The 21,087-nt window shown below is 64.3% G+C and carries 17 protein-coding genes and 1 tRNA gene; 14 read left to right on the forward strand and 4 right to left on the reverse strand.

Going from position 1 to position 21,087, the window contains the following annotated elements; all coding sequences use genetic code 11:
• Window positions 1–42: 42 nt before the first annotated feature.
• Window positions 43–1,404, reverse strand: a complete 1,362-nt coding sequence (xseA, locus tag AC1MGT_RS18440; protein ID WP_499501490.1) for an exodeoxyribonuclease VII large subunit — start codon at window positions 1,402–1,404, stop codon at window positions 43–45.
• Between the two features lie 1,065 nt (window positions 1,405–2,469).
• Here xseA and AC1MGT_RS18445 point away from each other — a divergent pair.
• The 9 genes from AC1MGT_RS18445 (at window position 2,470) to ggt (ending at window position 9,842) form a co-directional block, all read left to right on the forward strand.
• Entirely contained in the window at window positions 2,470–3,078 is a 609-nt protein-coding gene (locus AC1MGT_RS18445) for a MotA/TolQ/ExbB proton channel family protein (RefSeq protein ID WP_183550160.1), read from the forward strand.
• Complete coding sequence (locus tag AC1MGT_RS18450) at window positions 3,078–3,515, forward strand: ExbD/TolR family protein (protein ID WP_332533441.1); 438 nt, start codon at window positions 3,078–3,080, stop codon at window positions 3,513–3,515. Before AC1MGT_RS18445 ends, AC1MGT_RS18450 begins: the two co-directional genes overlap by 1 nt.
• A gap of 39 nt (window positions 3,516–3,554) precedes the next feature.
• Complete coding sequence (gene lpxK / locus AC1MGT_RS18455; RefSeq protein ID WP_499501491.1) at window positions 3,555–4,589, forward strand: tetraacyldisaccharide 4'-kinase; 1,035 nt, start codon at window positions 3,555–3,557, stop codon at window positions 4,587–4,589.
• Window positions 4,570–4,740 (forward strand): Trm112 family protein, encoded by a 171-nt coding sequence (locus tag AC1MGT_RS18460; protein ID WP_183550164.1) that lies wholly within the window; start codon window positions 4,570–4,572, stop codon window positions 4,738–4,740. Before lpxK ends, AC1MGT_RS18460 begins: the two co-directional genes overlap by 20 nt.
• A 9-nt stretch (window positions 4,741–4,749) precedes the next feature.
• On the forward strand, window positions 4,750–5,502 hold the full coding sequence (gene kdsB / locus AC1MGT_RS18465; protein WP_499501492.1) for a 3-deoxy-manno-octulosonate cytidylyltransferase: 753 nt from the start codon (window positions 4,750–4,752) through the stop codon (window positions 5,500–5,502).
• 186 nt (window positions 5,503–5,688) lie between these two features.
• Complete coding sequence (adk, locus tag AC1MGT_RS18470; RefSeq protein ID WP_258836150.1) at window positions 5,689–6,345, forward strand: adenylate kinase; 657 nt, start codon at window positions 5,689–5,691, stop codon at window positions 6,343–6,345.
• A 179-nt stretch (window positions 6,346–6,524) separates the two neighbouring features.
• Window positions 6,525–7,094, forward strand: coding sequence for a hypothetical protein (locus AC1MGT_RS18475; protein ID WP_499501493.1), 570 nt, complete (start codon window positions 6,525–6,527; stop codon window positions 7,092–7,094).
• Between the two features lie 106 nt (window positions 7,095–7,200).
• The gene (locus AC1MGT_RS18480) at window positions 7,201–7,959 is read left to right on the forward strand and encodes a 3-hydroxyacyl-CoA dehydrogenase (protein WP_258836148.1); all 759 of its coding nucleotides are present in this window, start codon (window positions 7,201–7,203) and stop codon (window positions 7,957–7,959) included.
• A gap of 107 nt (window positions 7,960–8,066) precedes the next feature.
• Window positions 8,067–9,842, forward strand: a complete 1,776-nt coding sequence (gene ggt, locus AC1MGT_RS18485) for a gamma-glutamyltransferase (protein WP_499501494.1) — start codon at window positions 8,067–8,069, stop codon at window positions 9,840–9,842.
• Between the two features lie 42 nt (window positions 9,843–9,884).
• On the opposite strand, the gene AC1MGT_RS18490 is transcribed toward ggt, so the two are convergent.
• Both AC1MGT_RS18490 and AC1MGT_RS18495 read right to left on the reverse strand, forming a co-directional pair.
• Window positions 9,885–10,475, reverse strand: coding sequence for a hypothetical protein (locus AC1MGT_RS18490; protein ID WP_499501495.1), 591 nt, complete (start codon window positions 10,473–10,475; stop codon window positions 9,885–9,887).
• A gap of 90 nt (window positions 10,476–10,565) precedes the next feature.
• Window positions 10,566–11,156 (reverse strand): hypothetical protein, encoded by a 591-nt coding sequence (locus tag AC1MGT_RS18495; protein WP_499501496.1) that lies wholly within the window; start codon window positions 11,154–11,156, stop codon window positions 10,566–10,568.
• Window positions 11,157–11,550: 394 nt separating this feature from the next.
• Here AC1MGT_RS18495 and AC1MGT_RS18500 point away from each other — a divergent pair, with 394 nt between their 5' ends.
• The 4 genes from AC1MGT_RS18500 (at window position 11,551) to AC1MGT_RS18515 (ending at window position 18,852) form a co-directional block, all read left to right on the forward strand.
• Window positions 11,551–15,831: a hybrid sensor histidine kinase/response regulator gene (locus AC1MGT_RS18500; RefSeq protein ID WP_499501497.1), complete on the forward strand. Its 4,281-nt coding sequence runs from the start codon at window positions 11,551–11,553 to the stop codon at window positions 15,829–15,831.
• Between the two features lie 44 nt (window positions 15,832–15,875).
• On the forward strand, window positions 15,876–16,556 hold the full coding sequence (locus AC1MGT_RS18505; RefSeq protein ID WP_499501498.1) for a response regulator: 681 nt from the start codon (window positions 15,876–15,878) through the stop codon (window positions 16,554–16,556).
• 126 nt (window positions 16,557–16,682) lie between these two features.
• A complete protein-coding gene (locus tag AC1MGT_RS18510) occupies window positions 16,683–18,320 on the forward strand; it encodes an AMP-binding protein (RefSeq protein WP_499501499.1) in 1,638 nt (545 codons plus the stop codon).
• Window positions 18,321–18,327: 7 nt separating this feature from the next.
• The gene (locus AC1MGT_RS18515; protein ID WP_499501500.1) at window positions 18,328–18,852 is read left to right on the forward strand and encodes a MarR family winged helix-turn-helix transcriptional regulator; all 525 of its coding nucleotides are present in this window, start codon (window positions 18,328–18,330) and stop codon (window positions 18,850–18,852) included.
• 1 nt (window position 18,853) lies between these two features.
• Here the strand turns inward: AC1MGT_RS18515 and AC1MGT_RS18520 are convergent.
• Window positions 18,854–18,928, reverse strand: a tRNA-Arg gene (locus AC1MGT_RS18520).
• A 228-nt stretch (window positions 18,929–19,156) separates the two neighbouring features.
• Between AC1MGT_RS18520 and AC1MGT_RS18525 the strand changes: the two genes are divergently transcribed.
• Window positions 19,157–21,058, forward strand: coding sequence for an ATP-binding cassette domain-containing protein (locus tag AC1MGT_RS18525; RefSeq protein ID WP_183550195.1), 1,902 nt, complete (start codon window positions 19,157–19,159; stop codon window positions 21,056–21,058).
• Window positions 21,059–21,087: the final 29 nt, after the last annotated feature.

Here is a 21,087-nt window from a genome sequence, read left to right on the forward strand (position 1 = left end):
ATATTGCATGACTGCATTCTCTTTCCTGCCGGACAGGATTCGTTACTCGAGCACGCTCTGCACCTGTGCTACACCAACCTCGGCGCTGCCATCGGCCAGTCGGATGCGCAAGGTGTCGCGTGCGTGGATCTTCGCCGGGTCGCGCACGATCTGGCCTTTGCCGTCGCGCACGATCGCGTAGCCACGCTCGAGCGTGCGCTGCGGGTTGAGCAGTTCGAGTTGCGCTGCAAGGCCCATCAGCGCATCGCGGCGGCCCTTGAGGTTATTGCGCAGGCTGGTGTGCAAGTGACGCCCGTCCGACGCCAGTTGCGCCCGCAGCGCGCGCATGTCGGGCCGGTGCCGGCTCCAGCGCTGCTGCAATTGCGCCAGCACCAGTCCCTGGCGGTTGATGGGCAGCTTGACCGCATGCGTCATGGCTGTGGCCAGTGCCAGCAGTTTCAGGCGCTGGTGGCCGATCTGCGCTGACGGGCTCAACAGGCGACGGCTCAGGTTATCCAGGCCCTGGCTGGCGTCCGACAGGCGGCGGTCCATCGCGCGCTGCAGGTCGAGCGCGTCGCCATGGAGCGATGCGAGCCAGTCGGCGCGGGGTGTGGCGGCCAGTTCGGCGGCGGCAGTTGGCGTCGCGGCGCGCACGTCGGCCGCGAAGTCGGCGATGGTCACGTCGGTTTCGTGGCCCACGCCCGAGACCACGGGAATGGCGCAGGCATCGATCGCGCGCGCCACGCATTCTTCGTTAAAACTCCACAGGTCTTCGATCGATCCGCCACCGCGGCACACCAGCAATACGTCGACTTCGCCGCGGCGCGAAGCCGTCATGATCGCCTCGGCAATCTTGTCGGCAGCGAACTGGCCCTGGACCGGAGTGGGGTAGAGCACCACGTGTACGTGGGGCGCGCGTCGGCGCAGCGCCGTGAGCACATCGCGCAGCGCCGCGGCGCCGGGGCTCGTGACGATGCCGATGCTGCGCGGGAACAGCGGCAGCGGCCGCTTGCGGTCGGCGTCGAACATGCCTTGCGCCGCCAGCTTTTCCTTCAAGCGCAGGAATGCCTCATACAACTGGCCAACGCCGGCGCGCCTGATCGCCTCGACATTGATCTGGTAATCGCCGCGCGCGCCGTACAGCGTCACGAGAGCGCGCACTTCGACCTTGTCGCCTTCACGCGGGATGAAGCCGGCCGACTGCGCGCGGCCACGGAACATCACGGCGCGCACCTGGGCTGCGTCGTCCTTGAGCGTGAAATACCAGTGGCCCGACGCCGCGCGCGTGAAATTGGAAATTTCGCCGCCGATCCAGGTCAGTGGAAAAGTGCGCTCGAGCAGGCGCGCCACTTGCTGGTTCAGCGCGGTGACGCTCAGAACGGCAGGGGGCGTGTAGGCAGAGTCGGCGTCGCTGGTCGGGAACATGGTCAGTCGCGAAAAATCGGAGAGGGCGATTATAGCCGCCCTGGCGAAGTGTCCGGGTTCGGTGGCAATCCGGTCGGCTGAAGCCGATTATTGCTGCTTTTCAATGCAATCTATTGAAATGGGTTTGAAATCAAGAGGTTGCAGGGTTAGTAATGTTGTTTGAGAGCGGTTTATCCACACAAACTGTGGGGAACTCATTCATAGGACATGACGCTGCGCGCGGATTGAGCAGGGGAGGTAGATTTATTACAAAACAATGACTTAGGGTCATTGCAGCAGGCTTGATCACAAAGTTGTCCACAGAATCTGTGCACACCTTTTGTTTGTCGCTAGACGGCTTTTTACACCGGAAAGTTATATTCCGAATCCGCCCGGTCGATACCAACCAAGCTGCTTAATTTTGAAGCAGGACGATTGGTTGTTAATGAAATCAATGACTTACACCCCTAACTTTATGTTTCCTCACATTGTTATCCACATAAAGTGTGCACAGGGCGAATTTTCTGTGAACAAGAGGCGCTAAGGCCGAATAAACGTGGCAATGGCAGGGAATACGGCGTGTTTCAGGCGTGATTCAGGCCATATGCTCAAATTTTAAGCTCTGCGTGTTTGCTGATTAAAATCAATAGCTTAGTGTCATAAACGACGTCTTGCACACACTTTTGTCCACAATAAGTGTGTGGAACTACACAGCTATACCTGTTGAGCAAACTGGTGCAACACTGCCTCCAAAACAGGCGCGTAATCGAAACCCTTTGAAATCAATAGCTTAGGTGTTGTCCAGGGGCCTTGCGCACAATTTTGTCCACAGAATGTGTTCGCAACTACATGCCCCTGCAGGATCGTTGTCGAAAAAACCATGGTGTCATTGCATGCTGGCACTGAGTCATGAGACTGCCATTTTCTTGCGCAGGCGCAGAAAGCCCTTTGAAATCAACGTGCTTGGGCCGTGTCCCGCGCCTTGCGCACAATTTTATCCACAGAAGGTGTGCAGAACTCCACTTGCCGCTTCGCTGCCAACTTGCTACATTGCCGGATTGACTTTTATCCTCTCAGGAGTATCTCTTGCTCGCCATTTTTCAAGCCGCAGGCTGGCCTATCTGGTTCCTGCTGTTCGCGTCGATCGTTGCCGTCGCCCTCATCGTCGAACGCCTGATCACGCTGCGCCGCGAGAAAATCCTCCCACGCAACCTGCTCGACGAAGTCATCCGTGTGCACCACACGGGCAAGGCCACGCCGGACGTCATCAACAAGCTGGAACAGAATTCGCCGCTGGGCACCGTGCTGGCGGCTGCGCTGCGTAACGTCGACGCGCCACGCGACGTCATGAAGGAGTCGATCGAGGAGGCCGGCCGCGGTGTGGCCCAGAACCTCGAACGTTTTCTGACCACGCTCGGCACCATCGCCTCACTCGCGCCGCTGATGGGCCTGTTCGGCACGGTGGTCGGCATGATCGAGATCTTCGGCGCCTCGGCCCCGACCGGTGGCAATAACCCGGCGCAACTGGCGCACGGTATCTCGGTGGCGCTGTACAACACCGGTTTCGGCCTGGCCATCGCGATGCCGGCGCTGGTAGCCTACCGTCACTTCCGCAACCTGGTCGACACCTATATCGTCGACATGGAACTGCAGGCCGTGAAATTTGTCGACGTCGTCCACGGTGCCCGCAAATGATGGATTTTCGCCGTGGCCGCAAGCGCGAGGATCCGGAGATCAACCTGATCCCGTTCATCGACGTGCTGCTCGTGGTCCTGATCTTCTTGATGGTCTCGACCACCTACAGCAAGTTCACCGAGCTGCAGATCACCTTGCCGACGGCCGAGGCCGAGAAGCAGGCGCAAAAGCCGTTCGAGATCAATGTCACGGTCGACGCCAAGGGCAACTACACGGTCAATAACACGCCCGTGGCGTTCACCAGCGTGGCCGGCCTGGCGCAGGACATGCGGACGGCGGCGCGTACGCCGGACGGGCAGGTGGTGGCCAGCCCGGTCGTTATCGTCAATGCCGACCAGTTCGCGATGCACCAGATGGTGATCAATGTGCTCGAAGCAGCGCGTGTGGCCGGCTACGACAAGCTGACCTTCGCTGCCCAGACCGGCACTGGCAAGTAACCTCACCGGCCCGCGTCAAGCGGGCCGGCATCCTCCCGCATGGCTTCTTCCCTAGAATCGACCCTGACCCGCGCGTGGCTGCGGCGCGGCCCGCTTGCCATCGCGCTATTGCCGGTGGCGCTGCTGTTCGGGACGCTGGCCGCCGTGCGCCGCCAGTTGTTTCAGTCCGGCCTCAAGGCATCAAAGCGCTTGCCCGTGCCCGTCATCGTTGTCGGCAACATCTTCATTGGTGGCACTGGCAAGACGCCGCTGACGATCTGGCTGGCCGAGGCCCTGCGCGCGGCCGGCATGCGGCCGGGCATCATCTCGCGCGGTCACGGTGGCGATGCTGGCAAGGATGGCGCGCCGCGCGCTGTCACGCCCGGGTCCGATCCGCGCGTCGTGGGCGACGAGCCGCTCCTGATTGCCCAGCGTACCGGCTGCCCGGTTGTCATCGGCCGCCAGCGCGCCGAGGCGGGCAGGGCGTTGCTGGCGGCGCACCCGGACGTGGACGTGCTCATCACCGACGATGGCTTGCAGCACTACGCGCTGGCGCGCGACATCGAGATCGTCCTGTTCGACGGCCGCGGCGTGGGCAATGGCTGGCTGCTGCCGGCCGGGCCGCTGCGCGAGCCGCCGTCGCGGCGCCGGGATTTCACCGTGGTCAATGTTCCCGAGATCACGCCCGCGCTGGCACGGGCCGTCGGCGGCGCTCCGTACCGCATGCTGCTGTCGGGCCAGTATGCCGAACCGCTGCATGGCGGCGCGCGTGTGCCGCTGGCCGATCTGCGCGCCAAACGCATTGTTGCCGCAGCCGGCATCGGCAATCCGGGGCGCTTCTTCTCGATGCTGCGCACGGCCGGCCTGGCCCCTGGCGAACTGGCCTTGCCCGACCATCACGACTTCCTGGACAACCCGTTCGCCGCTCTGGACGCCGAGATCATTCTGATCACGGAGAAGGATGCAGTAAAATGTCGGCAAATTGAACATCTGAAGGACGATCCGCGCTTGTGGGTCGTGCCTGTGACGGCGCAGCTCGATCCTGCGCTGGCTGAACAAATCGTGGAGAAATGTCGTGGACGCTCGCCTGCTTGATATCCTGGTCTGCCCGTTGTGCAAGGGTCCGCTTGAACTCGACAAGAAGGCGCAGGAGCTGACCTGCCGCGCCGACCGCCTCGCTTATCCGATCCGCGACGGCATCCCGATCATGTGGGCCGACCAGGCGCGCAAGATCGAGCCTGTCTGATCGGCCTGCATGAACTTTACCGTCATCATCCCGGCGCGCCTGGCGTCGACCCGCCTGCCGAACAAGCCGCTGGCCGACTTGGGCGGCAAGCCGATGGTGGTGCGCGTGGCCGAGCGGGCGCGTGAATCGGGCGCGACCCGGATCATCGTCGCGACCGACCACGCCGACATTGCCGCCGCCTGCGCCGAGCATGGCGTGAGCGCCGTGCTCACGCGCGCGGATCACCCGTCGGGCACCGACCGCATCGCCGAAGTCGCGCACGTGCTGGGCCTGGCGCCGGATGACGTCGTCGTCAACCTGCAGGGCGACGAACCGCTGATCGACCCGCGCCTGCTGGCGGCCTGCGCCGCCCGGATCAGCGCCGACGTGCCGATGGCCACCTGCGCGCATCCGATTCTCGATGCGGCCGACGTGTTCAACCCGAACGTCGTCAAGGTCGTGCTCGACAAGCACGGGCGCGCACTGTATTTCTCGCGCGCCACGATCCCCTGGCACCGCGATGCATTTGCCCAGACGCTCGAGTCGCTGCCTGCCGGCTATGCGCCGCTGCGCCACATTGGCCTGTATGCCTACAGCAATGCGTTCTTGCAGGCGTATCCGGCCATGGCCGTGTCGCCGCTCGAGTCGATCGAGGCCCTGGAGCAGCTGCGCGTGCTGTGGCACGGCATCCCGATCGCCGTGCATATCACGGACAGCGCACCGCCAGCGGGCGTTGACACCCCCGACGATCTGGCACGCGTACGCCTGCACTACACGTCTTGATGCACTCCACAAAGGTATAGCCGGGCCGTCTGCGCAGGATCAAATATCCTCACTGCAACGGCTTGCGGCTGGCTTTTACGCCAACTTTTGTGGTAACTTCCGTCTCAACGAAGTCTGCGCCATATCAAAAAGATCACCGTATTCGCCATTTTACTTTTCTCTATTTTCTAGAATCTCAGGAAACTCATGCGTCTCATTCTGTTAGGAGCACCCGGTGCCGGCAAGGGCACCCAGGCCAACTTCATCAAGGAAAAGTTCGGCATCCCCCAAATCTCGACCGGTGACATGCTGCGCGCCGCGATCAAGGCAGGGACTGAACTGGGCCTGGCCGCCAAAAAAGTGATGGATGCCGGCCAGCTCGTGTCGGACGACATCATCATCGGCCTGGTGAAAGAGCGCCTGAAGGACGCAGACTGCCAGAACGGCTATCTGTTCGACGGCTTCCCGCGCACCATCGCGCAGGCCGAAGCGATGAAGGACAGCGGCGTGAACATCGATTACGTTCTCGAGATCGATGTCCCGGACGACATGATCCTCGAACGCATGACCGGCCGCCGCTCGCACGCTGCGTCGGGCCGCGTGTACCACGTCAAGTTCAACCCGCCAAAAGTCGACGATACCGATGACATCACGGGCGAGCCGCTGATCCAGCGTGACGACGACAAGGCGGAAACCGTCTCGAAGCGCCTCGAGGTGTACCACAACCAGACCAAGGTGCTGCTCGGTTACTACGGCAAGTGGGCCGAGTCGGGCCTGCCAGGCGCGCCGAAATATCGCCGCATCTCGGGCGTCGGCCCGGTCGAGCAGGTGCGTGACAACGCGTTTGCCGCGCTGGCCGAATAAGTCGTCCGTCCAGTACCACCTCAGCGATCCCGCGCCGGCCCTGCCTGCGCGGGATCGCTGCATTTCGGGCCTGTCATCGTCATTACGCCGTACAATTGTGAGCAATTGTTTCCCGTGCGCCGTGTGCGGGTTGGCAAGACGATAATAAGTTATCTGTCTACAACCCTGAGAGGTCTCCCATGAACAAGAACAACACCATCCTCGCCATGCTGCTGGCACTTGCCGCTGCCAGTGCCGGTGCCCAGACGACAGGTGCTACCCAGGGTCAGCCCGCCACGGGCGAGACGTACCGTCCATCCCTCGACGGCCAGCAAACCTCGACGCCCGCCGCGCCGATCGACATGCAGCCGAAAACCCAGGAAGAAAAAGCCACGGGCCGCCAGGAGCCATCGCGGCTGAAGGACATCGACCCGGCCACGCATCCAGCGCCGCAGAACGTGCGTCCACAGACAACGCCAGCACCGAAGACGCAGCAAGAGCAAGGCGTGCAACCGGTCGCGCGCCGTTCGGTCCAGCAGCAGATCGATAGTGCAGGTCGCCTGGCGTCGCCAAATGCCCCAACGGTCGTTGCGCCAGCCACCACTGCCCCAACGCCAGTCGTGCCAACGACCAGCCAGGTTGCGCCGTGCATCGGCGCAACCTGCACCGACACGACTGGCGCCACCACCGCCGGTGCCGTGGGCAGCTCGAGCGTGAACAGCGCCGGTCGCCTGTGCAACCGCAGTGGTACCACGGTGCAGTGCTTCTGAACTGACCGCGCGTCGTCCCGAACGTTCTTGATGCGCCTACTTTACGTTTACGTAAACGTTAAAGCCGGGCAAAATAGCGGTACAAGAATTTTCACAAGGGACAACCATGCATATCCAGGATAACGTTTTCATTGTCACCGGCGGCGCGTCCGGTCTTGGCGCGGCCACCGCGCGCATGCTCGCCGCGAATGGCGCGACCGTCGTCATCGCTGACGTCCAGGCCGAAGCAGGCCAGGCTCTGGCCGAAGAGTTGAAGGGTCAATTTGTTCGCTGTGACGTCACCCAGGAAGCCGACGCACAAGCCGTCGTCGATGCGGCAGTTGGGCTGGGCACGCTGCGCGGCCTGGTCAACTGCGCCGGCGTCGCGCCGGCCGTCAAGACCGTCGGCAAGGATGGCGCGCACCCGCTGGACGTGTTCCAGCGCGCCGTGAACATCAACCTGGTCGGCACCTTCAATATGGCGCGCCTGGCTGCCGAGGCCATGGGCAAGACCGAGCCGGCCGAGCACGGCGAGCGCGGCATCATCATCAACACCGCATCGGTCGCCGCGTTCGATGGCCAGATGGGGCAGGCGGCCTACGCGTCGTCCAAGGCGGCCGTGGCCGGCCTGACGCTGCCGATGGCGCGCGACCTGTCGCGTAACGGCATCCGCGTCATGACCATTGCGCCGGGCATTTTCGAGACGCCGATGCTGATGAACATGCCGCAAGAGGTGCGTGATTCACTGGGCAAGATGGTGCCGTTCCCGCCGCGCCTGGGCCTGCCGACGGAGTTCGCCCACCTGGCCCGCGCCATCATCGAAAACGTGATGCTCAACGGCGAGACGATCCGCCTGGATGGCGCGATCCGCATGCAGCCAAAGTAGTTCTTCAGGGACGTGTCCTGAAAGCATTTCGAAGATGCTGTAGCATGTCTTCGATGTCGGGCGCCTGGCCTAAGGTCACGCGCCCGTTTGCTATTTTGGAGAACCGTTTGAACACACTCAGCAAGCTTGCGCTCGCCCTGGCATTGGCCGGCGCGACGACGACGCCCCTGTGGGCCCAGGATTCACTGCAGGCCGCGCCCGAAGCGGCGACTGGCTACACCGAGAAAAATGGCTGGCAGGCCAAGAAGTACATGGTCACCGCCGCCAATCCGCTGGCGGTCGAGGCCGGTTACCAGATCCTGCACCAGGGCGGGGCTGCGATCGATGCGGCCATTGCCACGCAACTGGTGCTGACGCTGGTCGAGCCGCAATCGTCGGGCATCGGCGGCGGTGCGTTCATGGTCCATTACGACGGCAAGCAGACGCAGGCGTTCGATGGCCGCGAAACGGCGCCAAGCAAGGCCGACGAGCACCTGTTCGAACGGCCTGACGGGACGCCGCTGTCGCGCACCGAAGGCGTGGTCGGCGGCCGTTCGGTCGGCGCACCGGGCGTGTTGCGCATGCTCGAACTGGCGCACCGCCAGCACGGCAAGCTGCCGTGGAAGACGCTGTTCGCCCCGGCGATCCGCCTGTCCGAGGAGGGCTTCAAGGTCAGCCCGCGCATGCACAAGATGCTCGCTGGCGAAACCTTCCTGATCAAGGACCCGGTTGCCGCCGCCTATTTTTATGACGCTGCCGGCAAACCGTGGCCGGTCGGCCACGTGCTGAAAAACCCGGCGCTGGCCGCCACGCTGCGCGAGATCGCCGCCGGCGGCGCCGACGTGTTCTACACGGGCCGCTTCGCCCGTGACATCGCAGCCAAAGTGGCCGCGCACCCGACCAATCCAGGGCTGCTGACAGCCAAGGACATCGCCGACTACCGCCCCAAGGTCCGCACGCCCGTCTGCAGCGACTATCGCGCCTACACCGTGTGCGGCATGCCGCCGCCATCGTCGGGCGGGATCGCCGTGGCGCAGATGCTGGGCATGTTCGAGACCTTCGACATGAAGGCGCTCGCGCCGAAAGACGGCGTGCCGGGCGCGGACGCCGTGCACGTGTTCTCGGAAGTAGGGCGCCTGGCCTACGCCGACCGCAACCGCTACGCCGCCGACGCCGACTTCGTGCCGCTGCCGGGCCGTGGCATCCCGAGCCTGATCGACAAGGGCTACCTGACGGCGCGCGCCAAGTTGGTCGGTGCGCGTTCGATGGGCGAGGCCAAGGCCGGCACGCCGCCCGGGATGGAAGTAGCGTGGGGCACCGACAACGCGATCGAGACGCCGTCGACCTCGCACGTCTCGGTCGTCGACGGCAATGGCGCCGGCCTGGCCATGACGACGACGATCGAAGACGCGTTCGGCTCGCGCCAGATGGTCGACGGCTTCATGCTGAATAACCAGTTGACCGACTTCTCGTTCAGCGCGCGTGACGCCGACGGCCCGGTGGCCAACCGCGTCGAAGCGAACAAGCGCCCACGCAGCGCAATGTCGCCGACGATCGTGTTCGACCGCGCCAGCGGCAAGCTGGTACTCGCCATCGGCTCGCCGGGCGGCCCGGCCATCATCAATTATGTGGCCAAGGTGCTGGTGGGCACGCTCGACTGGGACCTGAACGTGCAGCAAGCGATCGCGCTGCCGAATTTCGGCAGCCGCAACGGTCCGACCGAGCTGGAACGGGGTCGCTTCCCCGACGCCACGCTCGACGTGCTGCGCGCACGTGGCCACGCGATCCGGGTCAGCGAGCAGACGTCGGGCCTGCACGGCATCGAGCGTGTGATGGTAAAAGGCGTGCCGATGTGGTTCGGCGGCGCCGATCCGCGCCGGGAAGGTGTTGCCAGGGGCGATTGAGGTATCCCTGGAATGCAAGCCGGCTCGAATGGGCCGGCTTTTTTATTTTATGAGATGCAGATTCCGGAATGCGTAGCGAAGTGCTTCCGGCAGCGTGTCCATGTCGACGTATTGATTCAGGAGTTCGATCCGGAGCTTGTCCTTGCCGCCATACGCAGCAACAAGCCGGTTTGCATAGTCGATCATGAGACGCTGCTGAATGTCGCGCGAGTATTCCTCGGTGAAGTCGTCATCGGCCAGTCGGTAGGGGCCTTCGTGATCGATGATGACGCACGCTTGATGTTGCAGCATGATGATCGGCGCATATTCATCGGTGATGTTGCGTGGGAAGCGCATATCGTCGACGTGGTGCCGAACCTCAGAGCTGTTGAGCAGGTAGTAGACCCGGCCGGAGGCGTCGCTTGCGCTGGCAAAAATGAAGAAGGTGCGATGTGGATTTCCGCCCTCGTCCAGCGCCGGGCACTCCTTGCGTAAGGTTGACGGGAAGGGCGCGAAATGGGTTGTGACGGGTTCATACCGCAGGCGAAGAACGGGATCTTGCAGAATGCGTGGCAGGGGTTGGGCGCACGGCAATCCGCTCAATGTACTGAACAGGATGGCGCAAACAAGTGGCTTGATCGTGTTGGACGACATGGCAGCAGCCTCGCTATTTGTTGATTCCGGATCTGATCGACCATCTGACGGGCTTCGAAAAGGGCGTCAACGCCAGCGAGTTGGCGATCTCTATTTCGGCAGGCGCAAGTCCCTGAATGTCTGGCGAAGCTCGTCGGGCAGCGTGTCGAGATCCACGCGCTGCTTCAGGATTTGCGCCCGAAGCTTCTCTTTGCCGCCGAAGGCCGAGGACAGCCGCGCGGCGAAGTCGATTGCCAGCCTCTGGTGTATATCCTGGGGATATTCGTCATTGAAAACCGGACTCCTGAATATTTCTCTGGCATCGTTATCGATGATCAGACATTCCGGACCCCGGACCATCACGATCAATCCATGGCCACCAGTCGAATACTTGGGGAAATGAGGAGGCTCGGGGTTGTTCCGGATTTCGTACCCATGTAGCAGATAAAAGATTCGGCCCGCATTGTCGCTTGCTTTGGCGAAGACGAAATGTACACCGACACTGTATTCATTGTCAGATAACGTGTCGCACCCGGCGATGGCCTGCAATGGTAGCGGCTCGAAACGTATCTTTGCCTGTTCATAACCCAGTTCAAGGAGCGGGTCGTGAAGGATTCGTGGCAGCGACTGTGCAAATAGAATACCGCTCGCGCTGCCGAGCAATGCGACGGCGATGAGCTGCTTAAGGACGGTAAAACGCATGAGGTGGCCTCTTGATGCGGTAAGTTGGACCTGACCAAACGTCGCGCTGCTTGAAATTCTGGATCCGAATTCGTCCATCGCGTTGCAAGGTTGGATGGAAGACGGGATTCTCGACCGGTACAGGCGTCACGATGTTGGCGTTTCGCAAGACCAGGCGTCGGGTGGCAGCGATCCAGCGCGACTGGGGCACACAAGCGACAATCTGCGACAAATTCTTGCCATTTCCATCCCATATTTGCCTCAAGACAAGCAGAATTTGCTAACCTGCTGGCGTGACGAACAAACAGAAAACCAGACCGGGCGTGACAGAAGATGATGCGCGCGACGCCTGCCGGGGCGGGATTCTGCACGCCTGGCAAAGCAGCGACGTGCTCGCCTTGTTCGCGGCGTGACGATGCTGCGCACGTTCCTGATCCTGGTGCTGCTGGCGCTGACCGCGCTGTGCTCACCCCGTGCGCGCGCAGCGGCGCCCGAACCGACGTTGCGCTTCGATCACCTGTCGGTACAGCACGGCCTGGCGCAGGAGTCGGTGCTGTCGATCCTGCAGGATGCGGATGGCTTCATGTGGTTCGGCACCCAGTCCGGCCTGTCGCGCTACGACGGTTATCGCTTCGTCAATTACCGCACCGAGATCGGCAACCCGCGCAGCCTGGCCAGCAACTGGGTGCGCGCGATGCTGCTCGATCGCCACGGTCGCATGTGGGTGGGCACCGACGGCGGCCTGAATCGCTACGATCCGGCCACCCGCAGCTTCACGCTGTACGCCCCCAACGAGCCGGCGCGGCGCGGCGCCGGCAACCGCCAGATCAAGACGATGATCAGCGATGGCCAGGACGGCCTGTGGATCGGCACCGCCGACGGGTTGCAGTATTTCGACATCGACACCGGCAAGTTCACGGTCTGGCACCATGTCCCGAACGACCCGCGCACGCTGCGCGGTGACGGGATCCAGGCGCTGGCGCTGGGCGGCGACGGGCGCCTCTGGATCGGCAGCGCGGCAGGCCTGGACAGTCTGAGCGCGGACCGCCAGCGCATCGAGCACCATGCGTCGGACCTGGCCGGGCGTGCGCTCCCGGTGCATGCGCTGCTGGTCGACAGCCAGCAGCGGCTGTGGGTGGGCCGTTACGGCGGGCTCGAACGCCACGGTCCGGGCGGGCCGGGCAAGGGCGCGCTGCGCCGCTTCGGGGCTGGCGATGGTGTCGGCAACGAATGGATCACGACCCTGCGCCAGGATGCCGACGGCACGGTGTGGGCGGGCACGCACGACGATGGCCTGTATCGCTGGCGTGCCCAGGGCGATCGCTTCGACACGTTCCGCCATGAGGTCGCCGATCGCCACAGCCTGGGCGACAATTATGTCTCGGCGCTGTACCGCGACGACGTCGGTACGTTCTGGGCCGGCACCTGGTATGGCGGCGTTTCGCGCGTCGACCTGGGCGGCGGTGGTTTTGCCCGCATCGTTGGCCGTCCCGGCGATGCCCATTCCCTGGCCGACAACAAGATCCGCGCGCTGCTGCAGGACGGCGACCATCTGTGGCTCGGTTCGTCCACCGCGCTGCACCGGTTCGATCCTGCCACCGGCAAGGCCGACGTGTACCGGCATGAAAAGGACAACCCCAACAGCCTGATCGACGTGCCGGCAGCGGCCATCGTGCGCGATCGCGCTGGCCTCTTGTGGATCGGCAGCCGCTCGGGCGTGACGAGCTTCGATCCGGCCACGCGGCGCTTCCGGCGCTACATGCTGCCAGGCGACGCCGACGCCAACCAGGTGCGCTCGATGCTGGTCGATCGCGACGATGTGATCTGGATCGGCACGCGCGGCGGCATGCATCGCATGGCGGCCGGCACCCGCGCACTCACGAGTCTGCGGCATGACCCGGCCAAGGCGACCAGCCTGACGGACGACACCGTGCGGCCGCTGCTGGAAGACCGTCGCGGGCGCTTCTGGGTTGGCACGGTGTCGGGCCTGGAATTGCTCGATCGCGCCAGCGGGCGGTTCCGCCACTTCCGCCATGATCCGTTCGACCCGAATAGTCTCAGCCACAACGAAGTGCAGTCGCTGTTCGAAGACAGCCGCGGCGACATCTGGATCGGCACCGGCGTGGGCCTGAACCGCATGGTCACGGGACCGGATGGCACCCTGAGCTTCACGCGCTACACGACGCGTGATGGCCTGGTCGACGATTCGGTGTCGGCCATCCTGGAAGATGCGGACGGACGCATCTGGACCAGCACGTCGAGCGGCATCTCGAGCTACGACCCGGCCAGCGGGCGCTGGCGCAGCTACACGGCCGCCGACGGCATCAGCGAGGGCGCATTCTTCGACACGGCGGCGCTCAAAACGACCGATGGCACGCTGTATTTCGGCGGCTTCAATGGCCTGACCGCGTTCGATCCGCGCGCGATCCACGACAACCGCATCCCGCCGCGCCCGACGATCACCGGGCTGCAGGTGTTCAACCAGCCGGTCGAGCAGGTATTCCCGGGCCTGTTGCCGGGACCGATCGAGCATGCGAGCGCCATCACGCTGCCGTCCGACGCCGCCGTGATCACGGTCGAATTCGCGGCGCTGCATTTCGCCGCGCCCGAGCGCAACCGCTTCGCTTACCGTCTCGATGGTTTCGATGCGGGCTGGGTCAATGCCGGCGCTGACAAGCGCTTTGCCACCTACACCAATCTCGATCCGGGCACCTATGTGTTCCGTGTGCGCGCAGCCAACAAGGACGATGTCTGGAGCGAAGACGTGGCCGCGCTGGCGATCACGATCGAGCCACCACCGTGGGGTACCGCGTGGTTCCGGATCGGGATGATCATCCTGATTTGCGGTGCGATCTACCTGGGCATGCGCATCCGCTTCGCGAGCCTGCGGCACCAGAAGGAGCGCCTCGAGCACCAGGTAAGCGCGCGCACCGAGCAGGTCGAGCAGCAGAACCGCATGCTCGAACTCCAGACGGAGGAACTGCGTGAGCAGGAGCGGCGTGGCCGCCACCAGAGCAACGAGCTGGCACGCGCCTACCGCGCCTTGCAGGACAACGAGGAAGTGCTGCGCCAGGCCAAGGAGCGCGCCGAGGATGCGACGCGCCAGAAGTCCGAGTTTCTGGCCAATATGAGCCACGAAATGCGTACGCCGTTGGCCGGCGTGATCGGCATGCTGGGCTTTGCGCTGCGTGACCTGGCGCTGCGCGAGAACACGCGCGAGCAGATCCTGCGCGGCCAGGCCAATGCCCAGGCCCTGCTGGGGATCATCAACGACCTGCTCGACTTTTCCAAGATCGAGGCCGGCAAGCTGACCCTGGAACGGATCGACTTCGACCTGCACGCCAAGATACGCAATGTGGCCAGCCTGTTCGACGAGCAGGCGGCCATGATGGACCTGGCGTTTTCGGTGCTGGTCGACGACAACGTGCCGCGCTACCTGGCGGGCGATCCCACACGCGTGCGCCAGGTGCTGGTCAACCTGGTCGGCAATGCCTTCAAATTCACCAACGCGGGTGGTGTGACGATCCATGTCGAATGCCGGCCCAGCGACCAGCATGGGGTGAGCAACCACCACATGATCCGCTTCACGGTGCGCGATACCGGCATCGGCATTCCGGCAGCGGCCTTGCCGCGCCTGTTCCAGAAATTCGAGCAGGCCGACACCACCACCACGCGCCGCTACGGCGGCACGGGCCTGGGTCTGGCGATCTGCCGCCAGCTGGTCGAGCTGATGGGCGGGACGATCGGCGTGAGCAGCGTCGAAGGCGAGGGCAGCGTGTTCTCCGTGCTGCTGCCGCTGCGCGACGGCGTCGCACCGGCTCACGTCCCGCACGTGACGCGCGCGCCGCACAGCCACCGGCTGACGATTTTATGCGCCGAGGATTTTCCGACCAACCAGATCATCGCGCGTCTGATGGTCGAGGAGATGGGGCATGCGATCGACATCGTCGACAACGGCGTCGAAGCGGTGGCAGCGTGCGCCCGCAAACGCTACGACCTGATCCTGATGGATGGCCGCATGCCCGAGATGGACGGCGCCAGCGCCACGCGCCTGATCCGCGCCGGCGGCCCGCACGACGCGCCGGTGCTCGACCAGCACGTGATGATCGTGGCGCTCACCGCCAACGCCAGCGGCGAAGACCGCGCACGTTATCTGGCCTGCGGGATGGACGCGTTCTTGACCAAGCCGATCGACGAAGCGGCGCTGCACCTGCAACTGGCACGCGCGATCGAACGCCAGTTGCAGCGCGGATTCGTGCTGCCGCTGATCGAGGACGGGCCTGTACCTGCGCCTGCGCCGGCTGCACCTGCGCCGGCCGCACCTACGCCGGCTGCACCTACGCCGGCTGCACCTACGCCGGCCGCCCTCGATGCGCTGTTCGGGGTGGCGGCGCCGGCGCCGCCTGCCGCGCGCGCCGACACTCTGGGGCTGCGCCTGCGCGCTGCATTCTGCAACGACCTGCCGCGCCGGCGCGCCGAGCTGGACGCCGCGCTGGCAAGCGACGATTTCGAGGCCGCGGGCCGGGTCCTGCACGGGCTGCGCGGCAGCGCCACCTATCTGGCCGAGCCGGCGCTGGAAACACTGTGTGCCGAACTGGAAGCCGCCGCCGACGGTCGCGACGCGCAACGCCTGCGCGCGGGCTTGCCGGTCCTGGCCAGCTTCCTCGATGCCTTCGAAACGGGCGCCCCCTCCTGACACCTGCTTATAATGAAGGTTCTGACGAATCTGGTGGAGACGTGATGAACGTGCTGGTGGTCGACGATGACGTAGTGGCGCGCATGATGCTGATGCATCTGGTGGACAGCTGCGGCAGCCATGCGATCGTCGAAGCGGACGACGGCGCCGATGCCTGGCGCCAGCTCGAAGCGGGCCTGCGGCCCGATATCGTGTTCTGCGACCTGCGCATGCCGCACCTGTCGGGCCTCGAACTGTTGCAGCGCGTGCGTCACGATCCGGTGCTGGCGGCGTTGCCGTTCGTGCTGGTCTCGGCGGCGTCCGACAGCGCCACGATGGACGAGGCGGCGCAGGCCGGCGCCAGCGGCTACATCGTCAAGCCGTTCCGCCACGACGACGTGCGCGTCCAGTTCGAGCGCCTGTTCCCGGCGGCTGATGCACACAACGCGAACGACGCGACCGACGCGAATGACGAGGCTCCGGACGCCGTGGTGCGCCGGCTTGGCATCGACATCGAGCGTCTGCGCGTGTATCTGGATGGCCTGGCGCGCCAGGTGCAGGCGGCGCAGGGTGGTTTGACCGAAGGAGCAGAGGGCGCCGAACAGCTTGCGCGTCTGCGCGCCGGCTGTACCATGCTTGGCTTGCACGGCGCAGCCGAAGCGCTCGAACGGGCGCCGCTGGCGGCAGGCCTGGCGCAAGCGCAGGCAGCGGTGATGCGCCAGATCGAGCGCGCCGCGCGTGCATGATGCCGATGGCCTGTCTGCCCGACAAATCTCCTAGCTGTCGGTGTGCTTTGGACTTACAGTATCCCGCGGGTGTTGCCTGACCGGCGCTGCCGGTCGACTGCTTCGTTGTCAGCCGGGGATCACGCCATGAACGACGTCACCAGTGCAGCGCTGTGCCCCTCCGGCCACACTGATGGCTTCGCGCGCGCACACTTGCCGCCGCCCGATACCTGGCCCGACTTCCTGTTCGACCTCCCCGAGCTGCAATATCCGGAGCGCCTGAACTGCGCGAGTGCGCTGCTCGATGACGCCATCGCGCGCGGCTGGGGGGCGCGCACGGCGCTGATCGGCGCGCGCGAACGCCTGAGCTACGCCGAATTGCTGGCGCAGGTCGACCGCATCGCCCACGTGCTGCGCCATGATCTTGGGCTGGCCACCGGCAGCCGCGTGCTGCTGCGCGGCGCGAACTGCCCGATGATGGCGGCCTGCATCCTGGGCGTGATCAAGGCCGGCTGCATCGTGCTGCCCACCATGCCGCTGCTGCGCGCGCGCGAACTGGGCGCCATCGCCGACAAGGCGCGCATCAATGCGGTGCTGTGCGCCGATGGTCTGGTGGACGAAGTCGATGCGCTCGGCCTGAAAGTGCCGGTCCTGGTGTTCGGTACGCCGGCGCCCGATGCACCCGATGCGCTGGAAGCACGCATGGCCCGCCACGACGCCCCGTTCCTCGCGGCCGACACTGCGCGCGACGACGTCTGCCTGATCAGTTTCACGTCCGGCACCACCGGCATCCCGAAAGGGACCATGCACTTTCACCGCGACGTGCTGGCCGTGTGCGACTGCTTCCCGCGCCATATGCTGGAAGCGTGCGCCGACGATATCTTCATCGGCACGCCGCCGCTGGCGTTCACATTCGGACTGGGCGGCCTGCTGCTGTTTCCGCTGCGCGTCGGTGGCGCTGGTGTGTTGCTCGAACGTCTGAGCCCCGAGGCGTTGCTGGCTGCCATTGGCGACTACCGCGCCACCGTGTGTTTCACGGCGCCGACCTTTTATCGTCTGATGGCGGCGCAGGCGGATCGATTTGAGCTGACCAGCCTGCGCGCCAGCGTGTCGGCCGGCGAGCCGCTGCCGCTGGCCACGCGCGAGGCCTGGCAGGCGGCGACCGGGCTGGCGATGATCGACGGCATCGGCGCGACCGAACTGCTGCATATCTTCATCGCCAGCGCGGGCGCGGCTATCCGGCCAGGCGCGACCGGCAAGCCGGTACCGGGCTACCAGGCCTGCATCCTCGATGCCGACGGCGTACCTGTCGGCCCAGGCGTGATCGGGCGCCTGGCCGTGAAAGGCCCCACCGGCTGCCGCTACCTGGACGACGAGCGCCAGCTCGACTACGTGCAGGATGGCTGGAACATCACCGGCGACGCCTATGAAATGGACGCCGACGGCTACTTCTACTACCGCTCGCGGACCGACGACATGATCATCTCGGCCGGCTACAACATCGCCGGTGCCGAAGTCGAAGAAGCACTGCTGCACCATCCGGCGGTGGCCGAGTGCGCCGTCGTCGGGCGGCTCGACCCCGAGCGCGGGCAGGTGGTCGAGGCCCATGTCGTGCTGCGCGCAGGGCAGGTGGGGTCGGCGGGTCTGGCCTGCGAACTGCAGGAATTCGTGAAGGCGCAGATCGCACCGTACAAGTACCCAAGGGCCATTTTGTTCAAGGAAAAACTGCCTCGCACCGAAACCGGTAAACTACAACGCTTTAAATTACGCACGAACGCAGATTGAGGACAGCATGCAGGAAGTGGATGGACGTGAACAAGACCCAGTGATGGGCGGGGCAGCCGAGCTGGACATGGAAAGCCGCCTGACGGACGAACATCACCAATCGCTGCGCCTGTGGCTGCGCATGCTGTCGTGCACGACGCGCATCGAGAACGAAATCCGCAGTCGCCTGCGCACGACGTTCGACATCACGCTGCCGCGCTTTGACCTGATGGCGCAGCTCCAGCGGCATCCGGACGGCCTGCGCATGGGCGAACTGTCCAAGCGCATGATGGTCACAGGCGGCAATATCACGGGGATTACCGATCAGCTCGAGCGCGAGCAGCTGGTGGTGCGGGTGCAGGATGTGAACGACCGGCGCGCATCGGCTGTCAAGCTGACGCCAGCGGGACGCGCGGCGTTCGACGAGATGGCGGCCGTGCATGAACGCTGGATCGAGGAAATGCTGGCCGATGTGGCGGCGGAAGACAAGGCGACGATGATCGCGTTGTTGTCGACCATGAAGCGCAGTTTGCGGGTGGATGACGGGGTGTAGGTGGTCCCCCCGACTGGAATCGAACCAGTATCCCACGCTTAGGAGGCATGTGCACTATCCATTGTGCTACGGGGAGGACGCCCGCGCCGCCAGGTGCTGACGGCGCGAAGCAGGGCAAGCCTGCAGTCCGGCGGGCAGGCCCCGCAGGGCGGGCTGGTACCGTGAACCGGTTGCAATTATAGCCGGGATCGAAATAGAAATGCAGGTTCATGCCCGGCAGTCGGTACAATGTGCCCCTTAATCAATCAACGCACCTTTTCCCCCCGCGCCAAAAATTTTTCGCGCGACGAAACGCATACCGATCATGGCTGTCATCTCCATTAGTTCCGCTCAACTTGCTTTCGGCCACGTGCCGCTGCTCGATCACGCTGATTTTTCCCTCGAGACCGGCGAACGCGTCGGCCTCATCGGCCGCAACGGCACCGGCAAATCCTCGCTCCTGAAAGTCATCTCGGGTCGCTCGCGCCTGGACGATGGCTTGCTGGTCATGCAGCAGGGCGTCACCATCGCCTATGTTGAACAGGAACCGGTGTTTGACCTGAGCATGACGGTGTTTGCCGTCGTCGCCGGTGGCATGGGCGACCAGCAGGCGATGCTGACCGAATACGAAGAACTGACCGGCAAGTTCGGCCAGGGCGACGATGACGCGCTGATGGAGCGCATGCATGTGATCCAGACCAAGCTCGATGCGAACGATGGCTGGAACCTGGCGCACAAGGTCGAGACCACGCTCGACCGCCTGAACCTGTCGGGCGACGCGCTGATGGGCACGCTCTCGGGCGGTATGCAAAAGCGCGTCGCGCTGGCCGTGGCGCTGGTCTCGGCGCCGGACGTGCTGCTGCTCGATGAACCAACCAACCACCTGGACTTTACGTCGATCAAGTGGCTCGAGAGCCTGCTGCGCGAATTCCGCGGCTCGGTCCTGTTCATTACCCACGATCGTAGCTTCCTGGACAACGTTGCCACCCGCATCATCGAACTCGACCGCGGCCGTCTGCTGTCGTTCCCGGGCAACTTCACGACCTATCAGGCGCGCAAGCAGGAATTGCTGGCCAATGAAGAAGTCGAAAACGCCAAGTTCGACAAGTTCCTGGCGCAAGAAGAAGTGTGGATCCGCAAGGGCGTGCAGGCACGCCGCACCCGCGACGAAGGCCGCGTGCGCCGCCTGGAAGCACTGCGTTCGCAGCGCGCGGTGCGCCGCGACCAGCAGGGCCAGATCAAACTCGACGTGGCCACGGGCGAACGCTCGGGCAAGATCGTTGCCGATCTCGAGAACATCTCGAAGATGTATGGCGACAAGGTCATCGTCGACAACTTCACCGGCACCCTGATGCGTGGCGACAAGGTCGGCCTGATCGGGCCGAACGGCGCCGGTAAAACCACGCTGCTCAAGATCATCCTGGGCGAAGAAACGGCCGACAGCGGCAAGGTCCGCCTGGGCACCAAGCTGAACGTCGCGTACTTCGACCAGATGCGCACTCAGCTCAATGAAGAAGCCAGCCTGGCCGACACCATTGCACCGGGCAGCGACTGGGTCGAAATCAACGGCCAGCGCCGTCACGTGATGACCTACCTGAACGACTTCCTGTTCTCGCCGGAACGCGCGCGTTCGCCGGTCAAGTCGCTCTCCGGTGGCGAGCGCAACCGCTTGCTGCTGGCGCGCCTGTTCGCCAAACCGGCCAATTGCCTCGTGCTCGATGAGCCGACCAACGATCTGGACATCGACACGCTCGAGCTGCTCGAAGAACTGCTCGAGGAATACACAGGCACCGTGTTCCTGGTCAGCCACGACCGCACGTTCCTCGACAACGTCGTCACGCAAGTGATCGTGGCCGAAGGCGCCGGCAAGTGGCGCGAATTCGTCGGTGGTTATACCGACTGGGAACGCGTCAAGGCTGCCACGCCGGTGGTCCAGGCGCCGGTCAAGACGAGCGCACCGAAAGCGGACGACACGGCCGCCCCGGCCGCCAAGAAGGTCAAGCTGAGCTACAAGGAGCAACGCGAGCTGGAAGAGTTGCCGAAGCTGATCGCGACGCTGGAAGATGAACAGTCGGCGATCACGGCCCAGCTCAATGGCCCGGACTTCTACAAGCAGAACCCGGCCGACGCCAAGCGCATCAATGCGCGCTTTGCCGAAATCGAAGATTTGCTGCTTGACGCACTCGAGCGCTGGGAAACGATCGAAGCGCGCTCGCGCGGCGTGTAAGCAACAGGGGCAGCCAATGACCAGGCGGA

The sequence above is a fragment of the Telluria sp. BA11 genome, from assembly GCF_056680305.1.

Coding starts and splice junctions, on each gene's coding strand:
- AC1MGT_RS18450 (WP_332533441.1), top strand. CDS start 3,078: ATGGATTTTCGCCGTGGCCGCAAGCGCGAGGATCCGGAGATCAACCTG.
- AC1MGT_RS18500 (WP_499501497.1), top strand. CDS start 11,551: ATGCTGCGCACGTTCCTGATCCTGGTGCTGCTGGCGCTGACCGCGCTG.
- lpxK (WP_499501491.1), top strand. CDS start 3,555: ATGGCTTCTTCCCTAGAATCGACCCTGACCCGCGCGTGGCTGCGGCGC.
- AC1MGT_RS18495 (WP_499501496.1), bottom strand. CDS start 11,156: ATGCGTTTTACCGTCCTTAAGCAGCTCATCGCCGTCGCATTGCTCGGC.
- kdsB (WP_499501492.1), top strand. CDS start 4,750: ATGAACTTTACCGTCATCATCCCGGCGCGCCTGGCGTCGACCCGCCTG.
- AC1MGT_RS18475 (WP_499501493.1), top strand. CDS start 6,525: ATGAACAAGAACAACACCATCCTCGCCATGCTGCTGGCACTTGCCGCT.
- xseA (WP_499501490.1), bottom strand. CDS start 1,404: ATGTTCCCGACCAGCGACGCCGACTCTGCCTACACGCCCCCTGCCGTT.
- AC1MGT_RS18480 (WP_258836148.1), top strand. CDS start 7,201: ATGCATATCCAGGATAACGTTTTCATTGTCACCGGCGGCGCGTCCGGT.
- AC1MGT_RS18525 (WP_183550195.1), top strand. CDS start 19,157: ATGGCTGTCATCTCCATTAGTTCCGCTCAACTTGCTTTCGGCCACGTG.
- AC1MGT_RS18510 (WP_499501499.1), top strand. CDS start 16,683: ATGAACGACGTCACCAGTGCAGCGCTGTGCCCCTCCGGCCACACTGAT.
- AC1MGT_RS18490 (WP_499501495.1), bottom strand. CDS start 10,475: ATGTCGTCCAACACGATCAAGCCACTTGTTTGCGCCATCCTGTTCAGT.
- AC1MGT_RS18505 (WP_499501498.1), top strand. CDS start 15,876: ATGAACGTGCTGGTGGTCGACGATGACGTAGTGGCGCGCATGATGCTG.
- adk (WP_258836150.1), top strand. CDS start 5,689: ATGCGTCTCATTCTGTTAGGAGCACCCGGTGCCGGCAAGGGCACCCAG.
- AC1MGT_RS18515 (WP_499501500.1), top strand. CDS start 18,328: ATGCAGGAAGTGGATGGACGTGAACAAGACCCAGTGATGGGCGGGGCA.